This window comes from Paraburkholderia sp. BGA-UO-ETr-F12 (assembly GCF_059567945.1).
In genome coordinates, this window is the sequence record NZ_JCAQOZ010000032.1 from 246,863 (window position 1) to 265,539 (window position 18,677).

Genomic DNA, 18,677 nt, shown 5'->3' on the forward strand with positions numbered 1-18,677 from the left:
CCATGCCGACCTCCAAAGAAAAAGCTGCTTTCGCCAAACGGCTGAAAGACTCACTCCCCAGCGAGCTCCAGGGCGGGACCGCTCTGGCCAAGGCATTTAGCCTGCTCTATCGAAACGGTCCTGCGGTTTCACCGCAAACCGCGCACAAATGGCTCTCGGGTACGACGATTCCAAAGCCTGATAAGTTGCAGGTGTTGGCGACATGGCTGCAAAAAGATGTCCACTGGCTGCACTACGGTCCCGTGCCAACCAGCAAGACCAAACCGCTCGCCCGTGGTGAAAAATATCCAATGACGCCGGAAACGATCGAACTGGTGACGCAGATGGCGAATCGGTTCGCGGGCTTGTCGCCGAAACAGCGCAATCTGGTGGAAGAGCTGATCACGGAGTTCGACGGCGGCACACAGCCGGCAACCGACGCTACGCCCGAGCCTGAAGACGCATCGAGAGACAAGAACCCACCAAAGAGCGAGTGATAAAAAAAGCCGCCCGGCGCAAACCGGGCGGCTTTTTACAACCTGCTTCTGTCTGTCTTTGCCTGTTTTCGCCTGTCAGCCAGCGGGCGCTAGCGCCGCCCGCTGCAGGGAATCCATCGATCAGGCTGCTTTCGTCTTCGGCTTACCCATCATCCGCGTGATGTAGTACTGCTGGGCGATCGACAGCACGTTGTTCACCACGTAGTACAGCACCAGACCGGCCGGGAAGAAGAAGAACATGACCGAGAACGCGATCGGCATGAACATCATCATCTTGGCCTGAACCGGATCCGGCGGCGTCGGGTTGAGCTTGGTCTGCAGGAACATCGAGACGGCCATCAGCACCGGCAGGATGAAGAACGGATCCTGCTGCGACAGGTCGTGAATCCAGAGAATCCACGGCGCGCCGCGCATTTCAACCGACGACAGCAGCACCCAGTACAGCGAGATGAACACCGGAATCTGAATCACAACCGGCAGACAGCCGCCGAACGGATTGACCTTCTCGGTCTTGTACAGCTCCATCAGTGCGGCGTTCATCTTCTGCGGATCGCCCTTGAAGCGTTCGCGCAGCGCTTGCATACGCGGCGTGATCGCCTTCATGCGCGCCATCGACTTGTAGCTCGCGGCCGACAGCGGGAAGAACACGGCCTTGATCAGCAGCGTGAGCAGTACGATCGACCAGCCCCAGTTGCCGACATAGCTATGAATCTTCTCGAGCAGCCAGAACAGCGGCTTGGCGATGATCGTGACCCAGCCGTAGTCCTTCACCAGCTCCAGACCCGGGGCGATGCCTTCGAGCATGCGCTCTTCTTCCGGACCGGCGAACAGGCGCGCGGACACATCAGCCGATTGCCCCGGCGCGATGGTCGCCACCGGCTCCTTCACGCCAACGCGATACAGCGCCGGATCGATCTTCTCGACATAGATGTCGCGCTTCACGCCCTGCTGCGGAATCCATGCCGACGCGAAGTAATGCTGCACCATCGCAATCCAGCCGTTGTCGGCCGATTTGGCGAAGTCTTCCTTGTTCTTGTCGATGTCGCTGAACGTCATCTTCTGGAAGTGGTGCTGGTCGGTATAGACAGCCGGCCCGATGAACGTGTGCGAGAAGCGCGGCGTTTCCACCGGCGTGTCGTCGCGCACCAATTCCATATAGACCGACGGCGTAACCGGTGCGGTGCCGACGTTTTCGATCTTCGTGTCGACGCCGATCACATAGCTGCCGCGCGTGAACGTATAGGTCTTGATGACCTTCACGCCACCTTTCACCGGCGACTCGAAGCTGAGCTGGAACGACTTGGCGTCGCCCGTCAGATCGTGCGGCTGGTTCGGCAGCGGCGTGAAGATGTCGTTATGGTTCGGGAAATCGCCGCCGAGCAGACCGGTGCGCGCCAGATACGTATGGTTCGCGGTGCGGTCGAACAGCGTGATCACCAGATCGGGCTGCTTGCCGTCGCCTTGTTTGACGAGCGACAACTTCGACAGCGTGCCGCCGCGGGTGTCGATCTCGCCGTTATAGACGTCGGTGCTGAACTTGATCAGCTGGCCTTGAGCCGCAGCCGGCGCGTTGCCCGGCGCTGCTGCGTTGGTGGCCGGCAGATCGGCGGGTTGGGTTCCCGGCGTCGTGGTTCCCGGAGCGGCGCCTTCGACGGTCTTGGTCGGGTTGGCGCTCGGGAAGAACATCGACGGGCGTCCGTGGTCGCGTTGCCAGTTGTCGAACAGCATGACCGCTGACATGAAAAAGATGACCCATAGGACGGTGCGTTTGATATCCATGCGTTGTCTCAGTGTCGATGGAACGGCGCGTCAGCGCTTTTCAGAAGTGGGAGGCGGGACGAGATCGATGCCGCCCGCGGAAAACGGGTGGCAGCGGCAAATACGCCTGGCGGCGAGATAAGTCCCGCGCGCGGCGCCATGATACTGGATTGCTTCGCGCGCGTAATCAGAACAGGAAGGGTAAAAACGGCACCGGTTGCCGAGCATGGGGCTCACAGCAACCTTATAAAAACGCAGTAAAGCGATGAGTACCGTTTGCATGGCTGGTGCGGCCGGACGGCGCCGCGCAACGTGGAGTACCGGGCGACGCCCGCGCAGCAGGGCTGCACTGCGGGCGGTCACTTGAGCGTCATTCCGTCTTGGGCGCTTCCGCGGGCGGCGCCTCGCGACGGACAATCTCGCGCGCTGCCTTGTCGAGCAGCGCCTCTATCTCGCTGCGGCACAGCGCCCGTAACGGCGGCGACGAAGCGCTCGGCAAAGCTTTCTTGTCGAAGCGCGTGTGCAAACGCAGCAGCACATCCCAACCGCCGAATTCCGCGCGACGCAGCCGGAAGGCTTCACGCGCGAGTCGACGTACCAGATTACGCGTGGCCGCGCGCGGCGCATACTTCTTGCCGATCACGAGGCCTAAGCGAGCGTCGTTGCCGGTGGGCCGGCCGTACACCACGAAGTGTGCGGTGCGGCGCCATGGGCGCAAACGAAAAACGGATGAAAATTCATCCGTTTTCAGTAGCCTTGCGGCTTTGGGGAAGGCGGCTTGCGCTCGCAACGGAACCGAGCCCTGTTGCGGCGCCCCTGCCGCTCCCGCATCACCGCGGTTCTCGCCTGGCACAGACGGAGCGCGCAATCCGCTCGCCTGCCTTAGATGGCGAGGCGCTTGCGGCCCTTCGCGCGGCGTGCGTTGATGACCTTGCGGCCACCTGCGGTCTTCATGCGAACGCGGAAGCCGTGGGTGCGCTTGCGACGGGTAACGGAAGGCTGGTAAGTACGTTTCATGTTGCTCTCACTTGATCGAAAAATAACCGCGCGATCATCGCTGAAAGCGCAATGGCCGGAGGTTTACTGAATTGGTTTTCGCGGAACCCGCTATTTAAACCGGTTTTTCGTTGACCGTCAATAGTTTAGCCTGGTTCGGCCTGTCCGCGAGAGGCGTCCACAGGACGATCCGTCCCTGTGGATAACTCCCTTTCGCCGACGTTTTGGCGGTAGAATCTCGCCTTACTTCCCAAAAATCCTGCACGCCGCTCCGGCTCGCTTGTCCCGCAAACCCTTGTGGCACAAGCGCCTGGAGCCATCGCGCCTGGTTTGGCCTAGCTGCTCAGGGCCTTGTTGCGTACGCGCGACAGGGGCAGCGGCGAACCGCCGTGCATACATAACGACAGCAACTTGATGAACGATTTCTGGCAACACTGTTCCGCACTGCTGGAGCGCGAGCTTACGCCCCAGCAGTACGTGACGTGGATCAAACCGTTGGCCCCGGTCGCCTTCGACGCCGATGCGAACACGCTTAGCATCGCTGCGCCGAATCGCTTCAAGCTCGACTGGGTCAAGAGCCAGTTCTCCGGTCGCATCGCCGATCTGGCCCGCGATTTCTGGCATACCCCCGTCGACGTGCAATTCGTACTGGACCCGAAAGCCGGCATGCGCGCCCCCGCGGCAGCGTCGTCGGCGCCGGCGCGTCCGGCTTCCACGTCTGGTTCGATGGGCGCTGGCCATTCGTCTGGCTCGAACGGTGGCGGGGCCGCCGTGGACGCAGCCGTCGGCGCCGTGCAGGCGTCGCAGGCCGCGCGCGCCAACAGCGCGAACAGCGCCATGGCGAACCTCAACGCGAACGCTCGCGCTGCGGCGGACCAGAACGCAAACGCCCGCGCGGCCGCCGAAGATGCCGCCGACCTCGATCTGCCCAGCCTCGACGCGAACGAAGCCGCGGCCGCACGCCGCACATGGCGTCCGGGCCAGAGCGCGAGTTCGAACGGCAACGGCGAGAACGACTCGATGTACGAGCGCTCGAAGCTCAACCCCGTGCTGACCTTCGACAACTTCGTGACCGGTAAGGCCAACCAGTTGGCGCGCGCCGCGGCGATTCAGGTCGCGGACAACCCGGGCATCTCGTACAACCCGCTGTTTCTCTACGGCGGCGTGGGTCTGGGCAAGACCCACCTGATCCACGCAATCGGCAACCAGCTTCTGATGGACAAGGCCGGCGCGCGGATTCGCTACATCCACGCGGAACAGTATGTGTCCGACGTGGTGAAGGCCTACCAGCGCAAGGCGTTCGACGACTTCAAGCGCTACTACCACTCGCTCGACCTGCTCCTGATCGACGATATTCAATTTTTCTCAGGCAAGTCGCGCACACAAGAGGAATTCTTCTACGCGTTCGAGGCGCTGGTCGCGAACAAGGCGCAGGTGATCATCACCAGCGACACGTATCCGAAGGAAATCTCCGGTATCGACGACCGCCTGATCTCGCGCTTCGACTCTGGCCTCACGGTGGCGATCGAGCCGCCCGAGCTGGAAATGCGCGTCGCGATTTTGATGCGCAAGGCGCAATCCGAGTTCGTGAGCCTGAATGAAGACGTCGCGTTCTTCGTCGCCAAGCATTTGCGCTCGAACGTCCGTGAACTGGAAGGCGCGCTGCGCAAGATCCTCGCGTACTCGAAGTTCCACGGCCGCGAAATCACGATCGAAGTGACGAAAGAAGCGCTGAAAGACCTGTTGACGGTGCAAAACCGGCAGATTTCGGTGGAAAACATCCAGAAGACCACGGCTGACTTCTACAGCATCAAGGTCGCGGATATGTATTCGAAGAAGCGTCCGGCGAACATTGCGCGGCCGCGGCAGATCGCGATGTATCTGGCGAAGGAGCTGACCCAGAAAAGTTTGCCGGAAATCGGCGAGCTGTTCGGCGGGCGCGACCACACCACCGTGCTGCACGCGGTACGCAAGATTGCCGCCGAGCGCGGCACGGACGCGCAGCTGAACCACGAACTGCACGTGCTGGAGCAAACGCTGAAAGGTTAAGCAGCCTGGATGGAAATTTCGACCTGTTTATTTCGGAACTCGCCCCCATTTTAGTGGAGCGGTTCCGTTTTCAGGCACAATACAGGTTTAACCGCCCGGCGGCCGCGGGCGGAATTCACGCCGTGACAGGCGCTGCGTGGCGCCGGCGGGGAGCCGCGGCTGCGCGCTGTAAGGCTGGCAAGTCAGGCGCGCAGGCCGTCATATCAACGAAGGAACTCTATGCAACTGGTCAAGACCGAACGCGATAACCTCCTCAGGCCGCTGCAAACCGTGAGCGGCATCGTCGAACGCCGCCATACGTTGCCGATCCTCGCCAATTTGCTGATTACCAAGAACGGCCCTGACGTGTCGTTCCTGTCGACCGACCTCGAGTTGCAGATCACCACGCGTGCCGATTTTGGCGTGGGCGGCGATTCGGTCGCGACCACGGTGGCAGCAAGAAAGCTCCTCGACATTTTGCGCGCGATGCCCGACGGGCAAGTTACGCTGACCTTGAACGACAAGCGTTTGACCGTGCAATCCGGCAAGAGCCGCTTTGCGCTGCAAACGCTGGCGGCCGACGAGTTCCCGACCGTCGCTCAGGCTAAAGACTACGGCGCGAACCTGGTGGTTCCCCAGAAAACGTTCCGCCAGTTGCTCGGCATGGTCCATTTTTCGATGGCCCAGCAGGACATTCGCTACTACCTGAACGGCATGCTGCTGGTGGTAGATGGCGACCAACTGATGGCAGTCGCAACCGACGGCCACCGCCTCGCGTTCTCGTCGATGAAGATCGAAGGCTCGTTCGCGCGTCAGGAAGTGATCATTCCGCGCAAGACGATTCTGGAACTCCAGCGTCTGCTGGAAGACATCGACGACACGCTGAAGATCGACATCGCGCCGACGCAGGTGAAGTTCACCTTCGGCCAGGTCGAACTGGTGTCGAAGCTGGTGGAAGGCAAATTCCCCGACTTCCAGCGCGTGATTCCGAAGTCGCACAAGAATCAGTTCGTGATCGGCCGTGAAGAACTGCAGCGTTCGCTGCAACGCGCCGCGATTCTGACGTCGGACAAATTCAAGGGCGTGCGCTGCATTATCGAGCCGGGCCAGTTGAAGATCATGTCGACCAACGCCGATCAGGAAGAGGCGCAGGAAGAACTGGAAATCGCGTACGACGGCGACAGCGTCGATATTGGGTTCAACGTCACGTATCTGCTCGACGTGCTCGCGAACCTGAAGGTCGACATGTTGCAAGTGAGCCTTGGCGACGCCAGCTCCAGCGCATTGATCACGATTCCCGAGAACGACGAATTCAAATACGTCGTGATGCCGATGCGCATCTAACGCGTCCAAAAACCAAGAACACACCAAGGGGCGCAGCGCCCCTTTGGCGTTTTTATGGTGTTTTGAAAAGTCCCGAGCAGCAACCAAGCAGCAACGCAGAACCGGAAAAAATCCATGACTGAAACGAACAATTCGCAACCCGATAACAGCTACGGCGCCTCCTCGATTCAGATCCTCGAAGGTCTGGAGGCGGTGCGCAAGCGGCCGGGGATGTACATCGGGGATACGTCAGACGGGACCGGTTTGCATCACCTCGTATTCGAAGTGCTGGACAACTCCATCGACGAAGCGTTGGCGGGGCATTGCAACGATATCCAGGTGATCATTCACGCGGACAACTCGATCTCGATCACCGACAACGGCCGCGGTGTGCCGACCGGCCTGAAGATGGACGACAAGCACGATCCGAAGCGCAGCGCCGCTGAAATCGTGATGACCGAGTTGCACGCCGGCGGCAAGTTCGACCAGAACAGCTACAAGGTGTCCGGCGGCCTGCACGGCGTGGGCGTTTCGTGCGTGAACGCGCTCTCGGCGTGGCTGCGCCTGACGATTCGCCGCGACGGCAAGAAGCACTTCATGGAATTCCACCGTGGCGTGCCGCAGAACCGCGTGATCGAAGAGATCGACGGCGTGGCTGTCTCGCCGATTCAGTTGATCGGCGAAACCGAAAACCGCGGCACCGAAGTGCACTTCCTGGCGGACGAGACGATTTTCGGCAATGTCGAATATCACTACGACATTCTGGCCAAGCGGATTCGCGAACTGTCGTTCCTGAATAACGGCGTGCGAATCAAGCTGACCGACCAGCGCACGGGCAAGGAAGAAGATTTCGCGTTTGTGGGCGGCGTGAAGGGTTTTGTTGAGTACATCAACAAGAACAAGGCCGTGCTGCACCCGAACATTTTCCACATCAGCGGCGAGAAAGACGGCGTGGGCGTGGAAGTGGCGATGCAGTGGAACGACAGCTACAACGAAAACGTGCTGTGCTTCACGAACAACATTCCGCAGCGCGACGGCGGCACTCACCTGACCGGGTTGCGTGCGGCGATGACGCGCGTGTTGAACAAGTACATCAACGATCACGAAGTCGCGAAGAAAGCGAAGGTCGAGACGTCCGGCGACGACATGCGCGAAGGGCTCTCGTGCGTGCTGTCGGTGAAGGTGCCGGAGCCGAAGTTCAGCGCGCAGACCAAGGACAAGCTGGTGTCGTCGGAAGTGCGCGCGCCGGTGGAGGATGTGGTCGCGAAGGCGCTCGAGGAATTCCTGCTGGAAACGCCGAACGACGCGAAGATCATTTGCAGCAAGATTGTCGATGCGGCGCGGGCGCGGGATGCGGCTCGCAAGGCGCGTGAAATGACGCGTCGTAAGGGCGTGCTGGATGGCGTTGGTTTGCCTGGGAAGCTGGCTGATTGCCAGGAGAAGGACCCGGCGAAGTCGGAAATTTATATCGTCGAGGGCGACTCGGCAGGCGGCTCGGCGAAGCAGGGGCGTGACCGGAAGTTTCAGGCGATCTTGCCGCTGCGCGGCAAGGTGCTCAACGTGGAGAAGGCGCGCTATGACAAGCTGCTTTCTTCGGAGCAGATTGTGACTTTGATTACTGCGTTGGGTTGTGGGATCGGTAAGGAAGACTACAACCTCGACAAGCTGCGTTATCACCGCATCATCATCATGACCGATGCTGACGTGGACGGTGCGCACATCCGCACGCTGCTGCTGACGTTCTTCTATCGTCAGATGCCGGACATGATCGAGCGTGGGTATATCTATATCGCGCAGCCGCCGCTGTTCAAGATCAAGGCGGGTAAGGATGAGCGGTATTTGAAGGATGAGGCTGAGGTTAATGCGCACATCCTGAAGCTGGCGTTGCAGGGGTCGGAATTGTTGGCTTCTGAGGGTGCTACGCCGATTACCGGTGATGCGCTGGGTGAGTTGGCTCGGGCTTATTTGTTGGCTCAAGCTGTGGTGAACCGACTGAGCCGGTTGTATGACGCTGGGGCGCTTGAGGCTGTGATGGATGGGGTTGTTATTGACCTCTCCAGTGAGGAAGCGGCTGAGGCTTCGGCGGCGGCGCTTGAGGCGAAGCTGCGGGATGATGCGTTGAAGCCTGAGGTTACGGTCACGACGATGTATGACCCGGTGCGTGAGCTGCGCTCGCTGCGCGTTGCGCGAACTCATCATGGCAATCAGAAGATTTCTGTGCTGGATCAGGATTTTCAACTCACCGCTGATTACCAGCAGCTGGTCAATACCGCTAATACGTTTAAGGGGTTGATTGGGCCCGGCGCTGTCATTAAGCGTGGCGAGCGGAGTATGGCTGTTACCGACTTCAAGAGCGCTATGAAGTGGTTGCTGGCTGATGCTGAACGCAATATTTCCAAGCAGCGCTATAAGGGGCTCGGTGAGATGAACCCTGGGCAGCTTTGGGAGACTACGATGGATCCGACCGTACGGCGTCTGCTTCGTGTGCAGATTGAGGATGCTATCGCGGCTGATGGCATCTTTACGACGCTCATGGGGGATGATGTGGAGCCGCGGAGAGCTTTCATTGAGTCGAACGCGTTGAGGGCGGGGAATATTGACGTTTGAGTTCTTTTGCACGCATTTGCATAGGCAATCTAAACAATTGTCTATGCAAAGAACAAAGTCATCTGTCGGTCTCTCTTAGTTGCGATGGATAATCACCGCCGTGGTAGAGGCTGACCGTTGTCTGATTTCCGGATATCTCTGTGCTTCCGAGCGGCCGTGGAACTAAGTTGCAAGCGGTGGCGGGGTAGCTTGCGGCTCTTGTTTCGCATATTTCTCGCTTATCGATAGGCGGATATTTTTTTAGGGCTACGGAGTGCGTCTGCGCGGTAAACGTCATCGCGAATCTTTGGTGCAGGTCGGACGTAAAATGAGTACGCTGTGCAAGAGATAGTTCGAAGTTTCACGAAAAGTACTCCGCACGTTAAAACGAATTAGAAGAGGGGCGCTACATAACCATCACGCGAAAGAGACGATTAGCGCGCTAATGTCTGTCTTGGCCGATCGTCCCATTGGCGAAATCGAAGAGCTGATTGAGTTTGCTGCGTCTTTTGGTGTTGCAGGGAACCCGGACGAATATCAACGCCTTGCGCGTTATTTGATTAAAGGAAGAGAAGGTGTGTAATGCGAGGCGCAGGCTACATAAACGATGAAAGTGCTTCGTTTTTGAGCGTAAAACGAGCACTCCTCCTGCTGGCCAGCGTCTGATCTGCAAGTCAGTACAGGTTCCCATGGCTGCAAAGCGATAGTCATCGTGAGTCCGTTGTGCTAACGCCCCTGAACTTTCGTGGTTCCCTTGTAACTGTTTGCGCTTTGGCGCGCGCAGGTGCGGATCTTTAGATGTTCACCCCTCCTAGGCTTTTCCTGCCGGAGAAACCTTGCACGGGCCGTTGGTCTGCTCAGTCGAGACTGGTCGCCGCGCTTGCACGTTTGAACACTGCGTGTCGTCGTGGGAGGTGCTCCTGGATTGCTTGCGCGCTGGATCTTTGTTGCCGAATACGTTAAACTCGCTAACTAGGCGGCCCCGTCCCAAAGAGCAATCGATACACTATGACAAAATCTGCGGCACAATCAAAGGTTCTCCAGTTTCCGCGTCGAGACGAGCCTCACGCCTTGATCGAATGCGAGGACAATCTCACCTTCATGCGCAAGCTCGAAAATGCCAGTATGAAATTGATTGTGACTTCTCCGCCATACAATATTGGCAAGGAGTACGAGAAACGGACGTCCAACGATCTTTACATTGAGCAGCAGGCCGCTGCCATTGCCGAAGCCGTTCGGCTTTTGCACCCGCGCGGTTCAATTTGCTGGCAGGTTGGCAATGGAATTGACGACGGGGAAGTGTTTCCGCTGGACATTCTTCTTTACCCGATCTTTAAGAGCCACGGTCTGAAACTCCGCAACCGCATCGTGTGGACTTTCGGCCATGGACTTCATTGCCAGAAGCGCTTATCGGGGCGACACGAGACAATCCTCTGGTTTACTAAAACTGACGACTATACTTTCAACTTGGATCCGATTAGAGTCCCTTCGAAGTACCCTGAGAAAAAGCACTTCAAGGGACCGAACAAGGGGAAAATATCCAGTAACCCGCTTGGTAAAAATCCATCGGATGTTTGGGACATCCCTAACGTCAAGTCAAATCACGTGGAAAAAACCGGCCATCCATGTCAATTTCCGGTTGGTCTCGTAGAACGTCTAGTTTTGGCGCTGACAGATCACGGTGACTCAGTGCTCGACCCGTACCTCGGCGTGGGATCAAGCGCAATCGCAGCGATAAAAAACGGGCGTCACGCTTTTGGATGCGACGTGGTTAGTGATTACATCGACATTGCGGAAGACCGGATCGAAGCTTACCGAAACGGCGAGTTGCGTGTCCGCCCAATGAACAAACCCATATACGAACCTCCCTTGAGGGACGAAGAATGAAGTTTGCAGGGGCTTACTCTCTCCACAACGGTGAAGCCGAGTGGGAAAGACGCGAACTGAGCGATTGGCTCACGGACCTGTTTGAGGCGCCGAACATTCCGATCGGAGCTGGATGCACCGGAAAGATTCGATCCCATTTAGAGAATGAATTGACAGCGAGCGGATGGGCTCACGGGGTGCGAATTGACCCGAACTACGATCTGACTGTAACAGGAAGATACAGAGACCTAGCATTCCAGATACAGACCGGCAATATTAGTCGCGCAATTTACGATCTGATGAAGCTGCAATATCTGTATCAGCAAGGGAAAATCGAAGCGGCCGCCCTTGCGGTGCCAACAAAGGCCGCTGGTTTACTGATCGCATCGAACGTCGCGAACGTCGAAAGAGTTTGGGGGGAAGTGCAGCTCTTCAACCGAATCATCACCTTTCCGTTGCTCATCATCGGTTTCGAATAATGGAGGCGCTGGGCGTGCCTGGATACCAAGTTTCTGTGAAGCCTGCTCACGAACGGAAGGAGCTCATAGCTGCGCTATCAGCCAAGCCCGTTTGCGGGGAGCAGCCGACTTTCGATGTGTACGAGGGGCAGCGAACCGTGCTGCCTGTCATTCGGCTTCCCATCGATCTTCCTGTTTACCGAATGGCGAACGCTCGGACTCAGACCGCGCAATTAGCTTACATCGTGGAGCACGATGCCCCCGCCAACTTCTTCGATGCTGGTCAAGACAACGAAGGAGCGCAACAAGCGCAACATAACATTCTCAAGCGCTTTGCCCACGCTTCGTCCGGCTCTGTGAAACCGATCATTGACGAGTTGGAACGGACTAGGCAGACAGAGCCAATCATGCTCACGCCGGCGGGTGTCGTGGTCAATGGCAACCGGCGGCTCACTGCGATGCGGGAACTCTACGCAGACAGAAAAGCCGAGTTCCCCACCTTTGCAGAGGTGGAGTGCATGATACTTCCCGTTCTTACTGAAGAGCAGATCGATGACATAGAGACGCGTCTTCAGGAGCGTCCTGAGACAAAGCTACCGTATAGCTGGATCAATGAAACGCTCAAAATTCGACGGCAGCTTGCTCAGAAATACAAAAAAGAAACAGATATCGCAGACATCCGTCGCAAGTCGGTTGGAGATATCAGGAAAGCACTAAGCGCACTAAACTACGCCGAGATATACCTCAAGGATTGGCGTAAGGCGCCAGCCGACTATCGACTGGTCGAAAAAGGTGGCGAGCAGTTTTTCAGTGACCTTGTTCCCCGCCTGAAAGGCAAGGAGGGTCCGTTGCTCGAAGCCAATCTTCGAATGGCTTGGTTGTTGTTCGACAACCGTGACAGTCTTGGCGGGCGAATCTACGGCTTTAACAAGGTTTTGGGTGAGAAAGCCGAACAGGTTCTTGCCCACCTCGCAGAGCGGCTCGACATGGAAGACGAGCAGCAGGGAGGAGTCGAGGACACGGATGAAAATCAATGGGAAATCGATCTTGGTGTTGAGACCGCGAGCGAATATGCGCCGTTGATTGCGCTGTTTGATAACCCACAGCGTCATGATGAGATTTTTGATGAGCTCAGGGCCGTCTGCCAGACGGTCATTGATTCCGGGCAAGCCAGCAAGGCTGGAAAGGCGGCGTTGCGAGCGGCACAAGACGCGAACACGCGCTTGACCGAAATCGACTTGAGCACAGCGGACCCCGCAACGCACGATGGAATCCACAAGCAGCTTGATGAGATCATACATCGCGCGACCTCTCTGATAAGCAAGCTGCAGCAGGTTAAGGATGGCAGTCTTCAGATGCCGTTGAACGAGAACTAAAGGTGACAGCGGACCAGACCAAAATCGGCATTTCCTATATGCCGGCCCGATTCTCCGGACGGTTTTCTTTGGAGGATGTTGCATCCACATCCGTATGGGAAAGAATGCAGCAGGCCGTCTTGGATATAGGACTCGATTACGAGTTCGGACCCACTACGATCGAGCTACCGTGGGCTGGCCTTCTCACTCTGGTTGGGATGTTCGCGAATCAGCAAAAGGCGCTGCGTTTTCGCTTTAGTCCTCGCGATGATGTGGCGCGTGATCGCTTAGCCGCGTTCGTCTTGCAATTCAAACAGGTTCAGCAATCGAAGGGGTCATTGCACCTGTCGATTGCGATCGATGAGATCGAGAAAAGGCTCGAGGGAGCAGGTTTCACGCGCAAGCTGAAATCTTTCCAGCTTAGAGATCTTCAACGGCTTCTTTCGCTGGAAAACGGCGCAAATTTCTCCGTGCCGGGAGCTGGCAAGACTACAGTCACGCTCGCACTTCACATCCTCACCCGGAAGCCTACACAGATACTGCTTGTGATTGGCCCGAAGGCGTCCTTTCCGGCTTGGCGCGACGTCGTTGCCGAATGCGTACGACCCGATGCTCCAAATGGAAATGCAGAACCGTTCACAATCGCCGATGTATCCGGAGAAGCGCTTCAGAAGACTCTCACCTCTGGTGCGACAAGATTTGTCATCAGCTACGACTTGATGATTCAAAACCCTGAGATCATCACAAATTTTGTTGCACAGAACAAAATCCATCTTGTTCTCGATGAAGCACATCGGATGAAGGCGGGCTACGGCTCCCAGCGCGGCGCACTCCTCCTCAACATCGCTCCTTTGCCTATTCGCCGAGATATCCTTACCGGCACCCCGATGCCGCAGCAGCCGTCGGACATTCAATCGCAGCTCGATTTTTTGTGGCCAGGCGCTGGCCTCGGACTTCAGATCAGTCGTGGTGATCCGCCGAGGCAAGTTCTCGGCGAGCTTTACGTCAGAACAACGAAGCAGGACCTTGGTCTTCCTAAACCGCAACGACATTTCCTGTCGGTCCCAATGGCCGATGGGCAAATGGCACTCTACGGTATCGTTAAAAATGAATTTCTGCGTCAAGTAAGCAGTTTAGGATTGGATGGACGCTTTGATGCGCCAGCAGCTCGCCGTTCGGTTATGCGCCTGCTGCAGCTCTCCTCTAATCCCTTACTTGCTCTCCGTGCGATAACAGATGAAGCTGTAACGCTCGATTCCGGCGTCTTGGATCAAGTAGTAGCCGAAGGTCCCTCTACCAAGATGCGAGCTGTTGCTGAGTTCGCAAGATCACTCGCGAAAGAGGGACGCAAGACGGTCATCTGGACCATATTCACCGACACTATTTTGCAAATGGAACTCATGCTCGCTGACCTGAACCCGGTCAGCCTGTATGGTGCAGTTCCTTCAGGTGAGCCGACGGATCCAACGACACGAGAAGGGCGAATACGTCGCTTTCACCAGGATCCGGCCTGCATGACTATGATCGCCAATCCGGCAGCTGCTGGCGAAGGCATCAGCCTTCATAAGGTTTGCCACGACGCGATCTACCTTGACCGAAGCTACGTTACTACGCACTATCTTCAATCGATCGATCGGATCCACCGCCTTGGCTTGCCGCCTGACGTGGAAACAAACATCTACATCTACCGGACTCTCGCCCCAATGGGCCTTGGGTGTATCGATCACTCAGTTAGTCATCGCCTCAGGAAGAAACTCCGAGCTTTGCAAGTCCTCCTTGACGATCCTGACCTTCACGAAATTGCGTTTGACGAGGAGAACTCGGAAGACCCTATCGCTTGGGACATAAGCCCGGAAGACGTGCGTGACCTGATTGAAGTTTTGGAGGGTCGCGCTAGTTTCTCCGATGAGGAGAGCGAGTGAGCTCTTCAGCCGATGTCACATCTAGCTTTCAAATGAGCGCGTTCGTCGCCCTCATTGGTTTGCGCCGCTACCTTCGAGATCATCCTTCCATAGCTGCAGAAGAAGCGGCTTTCTCTCTCAAACGATTGGATGCGGACTTTGCGGCCGCCAACTTCGAAAGTGCGATACGACTTCACGCTCAACTCCCAGTTACGATTGATTTCTCAGATAGTCGGAGCGGCTTGCGTCAAGCACTTTCTGTACTGATTGAAACTTATAAACCCTGGTGGTGTCGTGTTTTTCCACACGGCCGTCAACGTCTAGCCACGGCATTGAGTCAGGACGAGTTGCAGACTTTCCGATCCGCGGGTCTTTTCGATGATCATCCCTCTGCTGACGTAGTGGAGTGGTGGGATCGCTTCGCATCGTGGATGCGCTCGGTTGACGACGAACGATTGAACGCCCAAGGACGGCATGCAGAGCGGTTGTCCCTCGAGTATGAACGCAAGCGTCTAGCCCTGCTCGGCATCGCCAGCGAACCGCGTTGGATCGCACTTGAAGACAACTCGGCGGGCTATGACCTTCAGTCCTATGAGCCGACACCGTTTGGGCTCAAAAATCTACTGATCGAGGTCAAGTCGACCCAACGCACCCCTCCTCGCATGGTTCTAACTCGCGGTGAATGGGAGGCCGCATGCCAATATGGCGAAGCCTACAATTTTCACCTTTGGGAACTTCCGAGCGAGAAGCTCACGATCAAAACAGTTGCCGAGATTGCTATGCATGTGCCAAGTGATCAAGGACGTGGTCGGTGGCGTGAACTGGAAATTCAATTCGAACTCTGAGCGATGGGTTATAGAGGGGCTTTAATAATGACTTAAGCAGTCGGCGATCAATAACCCCTAGTTCTCTAAGATAGTGCATCAAGCGCAGTGCATGGCGCCTGATGCGCCTTAATCGGTTATGCCGGTGTAATCACCAATCTGCCTGTCTCAACCTCCACCCGAATCCTCCCGCTAATCTCAAATCCCGCTTCTTCCAACCACCTACCCGAAAGCCGTATCCAAGGCGCCGGCGGCAGATCTGGAAAAAATTTGACATGATCCGGTGCGAACGTTTTCATCGGTCGCGGGCGTCTTTGTGCCGAAATGGTCAAGATGCGTTGGTTACAGCTGCAACTGCTTTATGATTGGCGTCAGCCATGATCAACTCCCTGTATGAGTTGTTTGTGGTCAGCGGGTCGTATGGGTGGCAGCCCATGCGTCCCGCGCTTCATCTCCTTCCTAGTTCTCCTTGATGCTCGACTCGGCGCTTTCGCGTCTTTTTCTACCCTTCAACGAGCCAATCGTTCAGTGATGCTTTATAAACGTAACGCGCCGTGATCGTCGGCTATGTTGTTAGGCATCCGATGTATTTTCGCGCATTGTCGGCGGTTGTGCAACAGCGTCGAACGCTTGATGAACAAGGAAACAAGGCACACATTTCATCGCTAGCTTTGAGGCAGACTCGTTCTGACAGACGTCGTATGAGATCGAACATGCCGAAGCCCGGCCGGCGCCCCGCATCGCTCGACTTTCCACCCTACGCAGATCCAACCAAGCCTCAATAAAACCCGCATCAATGCCTAATGCATATTAGAGCGTTTGTATAAGAGATATTTAACATTCTTCAATAATTCGATTTGCGCCGTCCCGTAAATGTTTTGTAAAATCGCGCGATTAGCGAGGCGCGTGAAAAGCGAAGCGAAGTAAAAAAGAGGCGGCACATGGGAGCACATCACATAAGCAGTAGCGTCAACGGCGGCCCGAACTCAGCGCCTCACAACAAAGGCATCAACCAAATAAATCAGCCGTTTAAATCCAAGCAACAAATCCGGTAATAACAAAAAAACCGAAAACAAAAACCCGCCAGAACCCGAGAGCCAAACAACCCATAACGCCCCCGCGACAGCCACCCAAAGAGACCACCGTGAATTCCGCCGACCTGTTGCGCGCCTTTGCCTCCCCGTCCCTGACGCAAGCCAATCGCGCCTTCCGCCTGCACTGGGGCTCAGCCCAGTCGAGCCTTGAGCAAGTGCTGATCGCGCATCGCATCGACATCAGCGAGGGCCTGTGCTCAGGCATTGTGGGTCACGTGACGTGTCTGTCGACGCGCGCGGACTTGCCGCTCAATGCGTTCATCGGCTTGCCGCTGTCGGTGCAGATGGTCACCGACCGTGGCGCCTTGCACCCGATCTGCGCGATCGTCACCGACGCGCGCGCGGGCCAGTCGGACGGGTCGCTGGCGACCTACCAGTTGACCATGCGCGATGCGTTATCGGTGCTGGAGGGGCGAACCAATACGCGCATCTTCCGCACGCTGAGTGTGCCCGATGTGATTGAGAAGCTGCTGGGCGAATGGCAGAAAAAGAGTCCGGCGCTCGCGCGCGCGTTCGATTTCGACCTGTCGTCGCTGGATCGCGCGAAGTATCCGGTGCGCGAGACGCTGTTGCAGTTTCACGAGTCGGACGCGGATTTCATCCGGCGGCTGTGCCGTCGCTTGGGGCTGCGTGGTTCACGGCGGCGGGCAAGCGGGGAGCGGCCCCATCGGCCGACGGCGCCGGTGAGTCGCCGGTGCACACGCTGGTGCTTGGACCGCCCGATGAAACTGCCGAAGTCGTAGGCCGGCACGGTGCGCTATCACCGCGACGCGGCCACCGAAGCGCGCGACTCGATCACGCTGTGGTCGGCCTCGCGTCAGCTCGTGCCGGGCAGCGTGCAGCGCGCGAGCTGGGACTATAAGAGCGCGACGGTGAACGTCCGTGCCATCGCCAGCGACGTCGAAAATTTAGGCGCGCGCAACCATTGATGAACGTCGAGACTTCGTTGTCCTCCTCCGACTCCTTGCATGTCTGCCATTGCTTCAGTTCGATCGTGACTGCCGTCGGCGTTCCATCTTTGGCGAAGCCACATAGCAAGCAGTCGATACGCTTCGAGTTCGTCGGCAGTTGAAATTCGAGCACGACGTCCCGGTTGGCTAACCTGGCGCGCGAAAGCTTGATTCTTAGTCTTGGTAATCGGAGTACTTACGCGAATCTCCTCGGACTTTTTCGGCGGGATACTTCACTCCATTGATATCCATTTTTTCCAGACAGGCCTGATAGAGGTCGACATCAAGCTTGTCTGCAAGGCGGACGAGGTATAGCAATACGTCCGCCATTTCGTGACGAATGGCGGTTTGCTTGCCGTCGTCCAGTTCGCTTTTGTGTCCGGTGGTCAGCCACTGAAACGGCTCCAGTAGCTCACTCGCCTCGACGCTTAGAGCTGTCGCGAGGTTCTTTGGCGTGTGAAATTTGTCCCAGTCGCGTTCATCCGCGAACTGACGAACGAGGTCGCGCAAGCTAGCAAGGTCACTTTGCATTTCAAAGTCTCTTCGGATGATGGTTCCCCCAAGCGACTGTGGATGACTAGTTGGATCGGTCTTGCGGGGTGAAATAGATCAGAGGAGGCGTGCCTACACGAGTGGGCCGCGTCGTCCTTATCTCAATAGGAGGGGATGATATAAGACCGGTGGGTTGATGCGTGCGTTAATTATTTGATCGTGTGGACGCGCGGCCCGGACGGCGTCGTAATGCAGGTCGCAGAGGGCCGATAGGCGACGCGGACGTGCCGCGAACGACGGCGACCGATTTTAGCGGGCGGGAGAACTCCGCAGTTAACAAGTGTGGAAACCGAAGTTATTTTTACCGTTATTCAAAAGGCATTCTTCCCGCAAGAAAAAATTGCTGATTTAACATTTGTTTCCTCTTAATAGATTGCGGTAAACGTCTGATCTTTTGTAATATCGCGCGATGGCGCGGGGGCGCAAATTGCATAAATAAGAGGCGGTATGGGTGCTCAGGACATAATCGCGGCGATAAAAGGTGGCTTGTTGCAAAGCGATCGCCTGCTG

The 18,677-nt window shown here is 56.9% G+C and carries 18 protein-coding genes; 12 read left to right on the forward strand and 6 right to left on the reverse strand.

What is annotated here, in order from left to right; all coding sequences use genetic code 11:
- Positions 1-2: 2 nt before the first annotated feature.
- Positions 3-476, forward strand: a complete 474-nt coding sequence (locus tag AC57B6_RS16205) for a transcriptional regulator (RefSeq protein WP_046567234.1) — start codon at positions 3-5, stop codon at positions 474-476.
- A 120-nt stretch (positions 477-596) separates the two neighbouring features.
- Here AC57B6_RS16205 and yidC read toward each other — a convergent pair whose 3' ends face one another.
- The 4 genes from yidC to rpmH form a co-directional block, all read right to left on the reverse strand.
- Entirely contained in the window at positions 597-2,255 is a 1,659-nt protein-coding gene (gene yidC / locus AC57B6_RS16210) for a membrane protein insertase YidC (protein WP_028197658.1), read from the reverse strand.
- Positions 2,256-2,285: 30 nt separating this feature from the next.
- A complete protein-coding gene (gene yidD / locus AC57B6_RS16215; protein ID WP_007180115.1) occupies positions 2,286-2,516 on the reverse strand; it encodes a membrane protein insertion efficiency factor YidD in 231 nt (76 codons plus the stop codon).
- An 88-nt stretch (positions 2,517-2,604) separates the two neighbouring features.
- Positions 2,605-3,102 carry a ribonuclease P protein component gene (gene rnpA / locus AC57B6_RS16220; protein WP_028197659.1) on the reverse strand — a complete coding sequence of 166 codons (498 nt, stop codon included), beginning with the start codon at positions 3,100-3,102 and terminating at the stop codon, positions 2,605-2,607.
- A gap of 14 nt (positions 3,103-3,116) precedes the next feature.
- Positions 3,117-3,251 carry a 50S ribosomal protein L34 gene (gene rpmH, locus AC57B6_RS16225; protein ID WP_004198824.1) on the reverse strand — a complete coding sequence of 45 codons (135 nt, stop codon included), beginning with the start codon at positions 3,249-3,251 and terminating at the stop codon, positions 3,117-3,119.
- Positions 3,252-3,644: 393 nt separating this feature from the next.
- On the opposite strand from rpmH, the gene dnaA reads away from it, so the two are divergent.
- From dnaA to AC57B6_RS16270, 9 genes are all read left to right on the forward strand, one after another.
- A complete protein-coding gene (gene dnaA / locus AC57B6_RS16230) occupies positions 3,645-5,279 on the forward strand; it encodes a chromosomal replication initiator protein DnaA (RefSeq protein WP_028197660.1) in 1,635 nt (544 codons plus the stop codon).
- Between the two features lie 219 nt (positions 5,280-5,498).
- Entirely contained in the window at positions 5,499-6,602 is a 1,104-nt protein-coding gene (dnaN, locus tag AC57B6_RS16235) for a DNA polymerase III subunit beta (protein WP_028197661.1), read from the forward strand.
- 114 nt (positions 6,603-6,716) lie between these two features.
- Positions 6,717-9,188, forward strand: a complete 2,472-nt coding sequence (gyrB, locus tag AC57B6_RS16240) for a DNA topoisomerase (ATP-hydrolyzing) subunit B (RefSeq protein ID WP_496421700.1) — start codon at positions 6,717-6,719, stop codon at positions 9,186-9,188.
- A 424-nt stretch (positions 9,189-9,612) separates the two neighbouring features.
- Positions 9,613-9,750, forward strand: a complete 138-nt coding sequence (locus AC57B6_RS16245; protein WP_496421701.1) for a hypothetical protein — start codon at positions 9,613-9,615, stop codon at positions 9,748-9,750.
- 425 nt (positions 9,751-10,175) lie between these two features.
- Positions 10,176-11,054 carry a DNA-methyltransferase gene (locus AC57B6_RS16250; protein WP_496421702.1) on the forward strand — a complete coding sequence of 293 codons (879 nt, stop codon included), beginning with the start codon at positions 10,176-10,178 and terminating at the stop codon, positions 11,052-11,054.
- Positions 11,051-11,512: a BglII/BstYI family type II restriction endonuclease gene (locus AC57B6_RS16255; protein WP_496421703.1), complete on the forward strand. Its 462-nt coding sequence runs from the start codon at positions 11,051-11,053 to the stop codon at positions 11,510-11,512. The genes AC57B6_RS16250 and AC57B6_RS16255 overlap by 4 nt, the downstream gene beginning before the upstream one ends.
- Complete coding sequence (locus AC57B6_RS16260) at positions 11,512-12,867, forward strand: hypothetical protein (RefSeq protein WP_496421704.1); 1,356 nt, start codon at positions 11,512-11,514, stop codon at positions 12,865-12,867. Before AC57B6_RS16255 ends, AC57B6_RS16260 begins: the two co-directional genes overlap by 1 nt.
- Before the next feature lie 2 nt (positions 12,868-12,869).
- A complete protein-coding gene (locus AC57B6_RS16265) occupies positions 12,870-14,768 on the forward strand; it encodes an SNF2-related protein (RefSeq protein WP_496421705.1) in 1,899 nt (632 codons plus the stop codon).
- Positions 14,765-15,592: a protein NO VEIN domain-containing protein gene (locus tag AC57B6_RS16270; RefSeq protein WP_496421706.1), complete on the forward strand. Its 828-nt coding sequence runs from the start codon at positions 14,765-14,767 to the stop codon at positions 15,590-15,592. Before AC57B6_RS16265 ends, AC57B6_RS16270 begins: the two co-directional genes overlap by 4 nt.
- A gap of 116 nt (positions 15,593-15,708) precedes the next feature.
- Here the strand turns inward: AC57B6_RS16270 and AC57B6_RS16275 are convergent, their stop codons facing one another.
- Positions 15,709-15,870: a SymE family type I addiction module toxin gene (locus tag AC57B6_RS16275; protein WP_496421707.1), complete on the reverse strand. Its 162-nt coding sequence runs from the start codon at positions 15,868-15,870 to the stop codon at positions 15,709-15,711.
- 845 nt (positions 15,871-16,715) lie between these two features.
- On the opposite strand from AC57B6_RS16275, the gene AC57B6_RS16280 reads away from it, so the two are divergent.
- The gene (locus AC57B6_RS16280; RefSeq protein WP_496421708.1) at positions 16,716-17,408 is read left to right on the forward strand and encodes a contractile injection system protein, VgrG/Pvc8 family; all 693 of its coding nucleotides are present in this window, start codon (positions 16,716-16,718) and stop codon (positions 17,406-17,408) included.
- A 9-nt stretch (positions 17,409-17,417) separates the two neighbouring features.
- On the forward strand, positions 17,418-17,594 hold the full coding sequence (locus AC57B6_RS16285; protein ID WP_474632666.1) for a hypothetical protein: 177 nt from the start codon (positions 17,418-17,420) through the stop codon (positions 17,592-17,594).
- Positions 17,595-17,789: 195 nt separating this feature from the next.
- Here AC57B6_RS16285 and AC57B6_RS16290 read toward each other — a convergent pair whose 3' ends face one another.
- Entirely contained in the window at positions 17,790-18,146 is a 357-nt protein-coding gene (locus tag AC57B6_RS16290; protein ID WP_042275620.1) for a nucleotide pyrophosphohydrolase, read from the reverse strand.
- Between the last annotated feature and the right edge of the window lie 531 nt (positions 18,147-18,677).

What these genes read in the sequence shown, in the direction of transcription:
- AC57B6_RS16205 (WP_046567234.1), top strand. Translation starts at nt 3, where the DNA reads ATGCCGACCTCCAAAGAAAAAGCTGCTTTCGCCAAACGGCTGAAAGAC.
- yidC (WP_028197658.1), bottom strand. Translation starts at nt 2,255, where the DNA reads ATGGATATCAAACGCACCGTCCTATGGGTCATCTTTTTCATGTCAGCG.
- yidD (WP_007180115.1), bottom strand. Translation starts at nt 2,516, where the DNA reads ATGCAAACGGTACTCATCGCTTTACTGCGTTTTTATAAGGTTGCTGTG.
- rpmH (WP_004198824.1), bottom strand. Translation starts at nt 3,251, where the DNA reads ATGAAACGTACTTACCAGCCTTCCGTTACCCGTCGCAAGCGCACCCAC.
- dnaA (WP_028197660.1), top strand. Translation starts at nt 3,645, where the DNA reads ATGAACGATTTCTGGCAACACTGTTCCGCACTGCTGGAGCGCGAGCTT.
- dnaN (WP_028197661.1), top strand. Translation starts at nt 5,499, where the DNA reads ATGCAACTGGTCAAGACCGAACGCGATAACCTCCTCAGGCCGCTGCAA.
- gyrB (WP_496421700.1), top strand. Translation starts at nt 6,717, where the DNA reads ATGACTGAAACGAACAATTCGCAACCCGATAACAGCTACGGCGCCTCC.
- AC57B6_RS16245 (WP_496421701.1), top strand. Translation starts at nt 9,613, where the DNA reads ATGTCTGTCTTGGCCGATCGTCCCATTGGCGAAATCGAAGAGCTGATT.
- AC57B6_RS16250 (WP_496421702.1), top strand. Translation starts at nt 10,176, where the DNA reads ATGACAAAATCTGCGGCACAATCAAAGGTTCTCCAGTTTCCGCGTCGA.
- AC57B6_RS16255 (WP_496421703.1), top strand. Translation starts at nt 11,051, where the DNA reads ATGAAGTTTGCAGGGGCTTACTCTCTCCACAACGGTGAAGCCGAGTGG.
- AC57B6_RS16260 (WP_496421704.1), top strand. Translation starts at nt 11,512, where the DNA reads ATGGAGGCGCTGGGCGTGCCTGGATACCAAGTTTCTGTGAAGCCTGCT.
- AC57B6_RS16275 (WP_496421707.1), bottom strand. Translation starts at nt 15,870, where the DNA reads ATGAAAACGTTCGCACCGGATCATGTCAAATTTTTTCCAGATCTGCCG.
- AC57B6_RS16290 (WP_042275620.1), bottom strand. Translation starts at nt 18,146, where the DNA reads ATGCAAAGTGACCTTGCTAGCTTGCGCGACCTCGTTCGTCAGTTCGCG.